Genomic DNA, 3,598 nt, shown 5'->3' on the forward strand with positions numbered 1-3,598 from the left:
TTCCAATAGTTTTAACGTTCATGATAGCAGCGCTCCGTTCAATGAGTGACGATTTATCGTCCCACTGTGGCACAAGAGATGGGAGGCGACCATTCCATTAACAAAGCCCCGTCAGGGCTGACGGCGTGCGAACGTGCACATCGTGGATTTTACGGCGGGCGTGAGCCCAGCAGGCGGCTTCCGTTATCCGGCCATCGCGGTACAGCTCGTTGAACCCGGCGTACGCATCCGCCTGTAGCACACCGCTGAACCCCGCAAGATGGGTCTGCGGATGGATGCCTTTTCTGTCGGGGCTGTAGGCGAACCACACCGCCGGTGCCAGCGCTGACCCGGCGTTGCGGTCATCACGAACATACGTCCACAACCGCCCGGTCTTCGTCTTCTTATTGCCCGGCAACAGCACCTGGACCGGGGTATCATCGGCATGGAGTTTACCGTCAGTCAGGACATAGTCCTGAAGCGCCTCCTCCAGCGGGGACGGCAGCCGGCAGCATGCATCCACCCAGCCCGACAGCAGTGAACGGCTCAGCTCCACACCCTGGCGGCCGTATATTTCAGACTGGCGGTACAGCGGGGTGTGCTCTGCATACTTTGAACTCAGCACGCGGGCCAGCAGCCCCGGTCCTGCGATACCCCGCTCGATGGGCCGTGAAGGCGCGGGGGCCTGCACGATGGCATCGCACTGAATACAGGCATGCTTTTCACGTACTGTCCGGATAACCCGGAAGGCGCTGCGCATCAGCTCCAGCTGTTCGGCGGCATCTTCACCCAGGTAACTCAGCGCACCACCACATTCCGGGCAGCATGACGCTGCCGGCAGCAGCCGTTTTTCGTCACGGGGAAGTGATTCAGGGAACGGTTTGCGGGTACGGGTCTGCCGCAGCGGGCGCTGCACGGCCGGGTCATCCACCCGGCCGGTAAGGGTATCGCTTTCTTTCTGCAACTGCTTAAGGTCGGCTTCCATCTGCGCGATACGGCGGGAGACTTTTTCGGAGCGGCTGCCGAAGTTCATCCGGCGCAGCTTATCCAGTTGCGCCTGCAGGTGATCTATTTCGCGTTCACGCTCGTTCAGCTTTTCCAGAAGGGCACGATTCAGCGCCTCCTGTTCGGCAAGGAGACGTTTCAGTTCATCGATATCGTCAGGACGTGAGCTGTTCATACCGGATATATTACCAGGCTCATTCAGCGTCGACCAGGATAAAGAGGCCTACAACATAGTCAGTGACGTAAGCAGTCTTTTAGGCTGCCGCCAGTCGATACCTTCAAGGAGCATCGCCAGCTGTGCCGGTGTGAGGAACACTTTGCCATCGCGAGCTGACGGCCAGGCGAAGCGCCCGCGCTCCAGCCGTTTGGTCAGCAGGCACAGCCCGTCGCCGGTGGACCACAGAAGTTTAACCTGACTGCCGCTGCGGCCCCGGAAGATGAAGACATGGCCGGACATCGGTTCGTCTTTCAGCGCCGTCTGCACTTTTGCAGCCAGCCCGTTGAAGCCGTTTCTCATATCGGTAATACCGGCAACCAGCCAGATTTTGGTGCCTGTTGGTAGCGGGATCATCGCTTCAGTTCCTGTATCAGCAGAGTCAGAAGCTTTTCGCTGACAGTGCCGTTGAGGCGGAGTGTCCCGTGCCGGAACGTTACCTCACAGCTGATGCTGAGCTCTGAGTCCTCAGCGGGCGGTTCTGGTTGTACGGCGGTGGCATCGAGAGTCACAGGAAGTAACTGAGGACTCTCAGAGGAAGGTAATAGCAGCTTTCCCTCGCGCCACTGCTGGCGCCATTTAAAGAGCAGATTGGCATTAATGCCATTTTCAAGCGCCAGTTTTGAGATGTTAAACTCAGGAGAATAATTAGGGCAGCCTTTACGCCTGCCGGGAGTCATATTTTTCTGCATATCTGACACTTTGGTTCCCACTACTTATTTGGTGGACACCACTTTGTCGGATGCTTCAGATTATGACCAGACGGTTCACGCTGTACGCTTACTCAGAAACTGACGACATGGCGGTGATCAATGCCAAACGCGTATACCGCATCATGCGTCAGAATGCGCTGCTGCTTGAGCGTAAACCGGAAATACCGCCATCGAAGCGGGCGCATACAGGGAAAGTGGCCGTTGGAGAAAGTAACCAGCGGTGGTGCTCTGACGGCTTCGAGTTCAGCTGTGATAACGGTGAAAAACTGCGGGTCACGTTCGCTCTGGACTGTTGCGATCGCGAGGCATTTTACTGGGCGGCCAGTAACGGTGGATATGACAGTGAAACCGTGCAGGACGTCATGCTGGGTGCCGTGGAGCGTCGCTTCGGTAACAGGCTGCCGACATCCCCCGTTGAGTGGCTGACAGACAACGGTTCAGCCTACCGTTCTTATCAGACGCGTCAGTTCGCCAGAATGGTAGGACTGGAGCCTAAACATACGGCGGTACGTAGCCCGGAAAGCAACGGGGAGCAGGTCACCTCCTGCTTTTGGCTTAACTCGTCGGTTAGCCACGCATCAAAACGGCCCATATGCCCTTAAGGTCCACTCTATTCAGGTTAAGTGGGGATTTTGGCGAGGTTGTGAAATGCAAAGGTAACGTTCACATATTGTAAACGGCAAAGAGCGATGCTATAATGTTCACATAATGTAAACGGATGGAACGACCGCAAGATGCACGTAATTTCAAAAGAGCCTTTTGAGGAAGCGGCAAAGCGATATCCCAACGATTCGTTAGCCATTCGGGCGTTGTACCGCTTAGTGCGCGAGACGGACTTCTCTTCTCCAGCTGAGATGCTAACTCTGATACCGAGCCCGGATAATTTTAAGTACAGGAATAAGTGGTGGGTTTTGGATGTAGGGGGCAACAACTTGAGGGTTATCGCCTATATCAATTTCGTAAATAAGCGCTTCTACGTGAAGCACATCGCAACCCACGCTGATTACGACAAGTTGACCCGCTATTACAGGGAGAACAAAGAATGATTACCGACACTGCAAAAGCCATTGAAGCAACCAAACAACTCGTAGCTGCCGTCCCCTTCCTAGGGGGCAGTTCTTCCGAGAGCGATTACCGCGAAGCGATGGAGCTGGTGGATTATCTGATCGAGAACGACGACGAGAACCCACTTATTGACTTCCTGGCGAGTAAGATTGCCGACTATGAAGATAACAGCCCTCGTTTCGCTGAGTTCAACAAAGCTATTGCTGAAATACCAGTCGGCGTTGCACTTCTGCGAACCCTGATTGACCAGCACAAGCTGTCTTATTCAGACCTTAAGGATGAGATCGGATCTAAATCATTGGTCAGCCAAATCCTGTCAGGGCAGCGCTCTTTGACCATCACTCACATAAAAGCTCTTTCCGCGCGCTTCGGTGTAAAACCTGAGTGGTTCCTATAACCGAAAGATATAACTAAATCACCTGATGGTGATTTAGTTATGATTAATTTCATTTGTAAGGAAGCTTCCATGTCAGACGAAGTAGTAAAGCCAGGGAATGAAGAGGCTCTTAGTGGCTTTGTTAATGGAATGGTCGCCTCCCATCTCTTGTGCCACAGTGGGACGATAAATCGTCACTCATTGAACGGAGCGCTGCTATCATGAACGTTAAAACTATTGGAATCG

Annotated in this window: 4 protein-coding genes and 2 pseudogenes; 3 read left to right on the forward strand and 3 right to left on the reverse strand. The window is 54.0% G+C overall.

From position 1 onward, the window contains the following. Positions 1 to 109 precede the first annotated feature (109 nt). From tnpC to ACLH1I_RS26410, 3 genes and pseudogenes are all read right to left on the reverse strand, one after another. Positions 110 to 1,159: pseudogene (tnpC, locus tag ACLH1I_RS26400) on the reverse strand (IS66 family transposase); the annotation flags it as partial. Between the two features lie 48 nt (positions 1,160 to 1,207). Next, the gene (gene tnpB, locus ACLH1I_RS26405; RefSeq protein WP_004114612.1) at positions 1,208 to 1,555 is read right to left on the reverse strand and encodes an IS66 family insertion sequence element accessory protein TnpB; all 348 of its coding nucleotides are present in this window, start codon (positions 1,553 to 1,555) and stop codon (positions 1,208 to 1,210) included. After that, positions 1,552 to 1,890, reverse strand: coding sequence for a transposase (locus ACLH1I_RS26410; RefSeq protein ID WP_023288266.1), 339 nt, complete (start codon positions 1,888 to 1,890; stop codon positions 1,552 to 1,554). The genes tnpB and ACLH1I_RS26410 overlap by 4 nt, the downstream gene beginning before the upstream one ends. A gap of 110 nt (positions 1,891 to 2,000) precedes the next feature. On the opposite strand from ACLH1I_RS26410, the pseudogene ACLH1I_RS26415 reads away from it, so the two are divergent. From ACLH1I_RS26415 to ACLH1I_RS26425, 3 genes and pseudogenes are all read left to right on the forward strand, one after another. Beyond that, positions 2,001 to 2,441 (forward strand): annotated as a pseudogene (locus ACLH1I_RS26415) (DDE-type integrase/transposase/recombinase); the annotation flags it as partial. 204 nt (positions 2,442 to 2,645) lie between these two features. Next, on the forward strand, positions 2,646 to 2,957 hold the full coding sequence (locus ACLH1I_RS26420) for a type II toxin-antitoxin system HigB family toxin (RefSeq protein WP_110222749.1): 312 nt from the start codon (positions 2,646 to 2,648) through the stop codon (positions 2,955 to 2,957). Beyond that, a complete protein-coding gene (locus tag ACLH1I_RS26425; protein WP_011251286.1) occupies positions 2,954 to 3,373 on the forward strand; it encodes a type II toxin-antitoxin system HigA family antitoxin in 420 nt (139 codons plus the stop codon). Before ACLH1I_RS26420 ends, ACLH1I_RS26425 begins: the two co-directional genes overlap by 4 nt. Positions 3,374 to 3,598 lie beyond the last annotated feature (225 nt).

Origin of the sequence: Klebsiella sp. 1SOBk10mer, assembly GCF_046602535.1 — a bacterium.
Classification (GTDB): domain Bacteria; phylum Pseudomonadota; class Gammaproteobacteria; order Enterobacterales; family Enterobacteriaceae; genus Klebsiella; species Klebsiella quasipneumoniae.